Annotated in this window: 1 protein-coding gene; it reads right to left on the bottom strand. The window is 63.6% G+C overall.

Annotation, left to right across the window (positions count from 1 at the left end; genetic code table 11):
- A partial coding sequence (locus tag ACAG24_RS29495) for a helix-turn-helix domain-containing protein (protein ID WP_374150820.1) occupies positions 1–453 on the bottom strand: 453 nt, incomplete at its 3' end.
- Positions 454–503: the final 50 nt, after the last annotated feature.

The raw sequence follows: 503 nt of genomic DNA, 5'->3' as shown, positions 1-503 counted from the left end.
GCCTGCGGCGAGGCGCCAGTGGGTGAAGTCTGCTTGCCAGCGTTCGTTGGGTTGTGCGGCGGCGAAGCGGATGTAGGACGATTTCGGCCGTTTCGCCGGTGCGGGTTCGACGAGGCCGGCGGCGTGGAGGTGTCGGCTGATCGAGGCGGTGGAGACCTGGAGGTGGTGATGGTGTTGGAGGTGCCAGGCGATGGTGTGGGGTCCGGCGTCGAGGCCTTTGCCGGTCAGGGTTCGGCGGAGTTCGATGATGAGATCGATGGTGGATCGAGGTAGCCGACGGGGGCTGGTGTGGGGGCGTTTGGATCGCGGTGTGAAAGCAGCATCGCCCTCGAGGGTGTAGCGCTTGATCAGTCGTGAGATCCAGCTTTGGGAGACGCCGTAGTCGCGGGCGACCTGCGATTGTGAGCGGCCCTCGACGAGTACTGCGGTGATGACCAGGCGAGCCTTCGACACCAGCTGAAACTGGCTGATTCACCTATGCCGATGTCTTGAGACACCCTATT

The organism is Mycobacterium bulgaricum (assembly GCF_041287165.2).
In the GTDB taxonomy this organism is placed as follows: domain Bacteria; phylum Actinomycetota; class Actinomycetes; order Mycobacteriales; family Mycobacteriaceae; genus Mycobacterium; species Mycobacterium bulgaricum.
The sequence above is the reverse complement of the archived record's forward strand: the minus strand, read 5'-3'. Positions and strand labels throughout refer to the sequence as shown.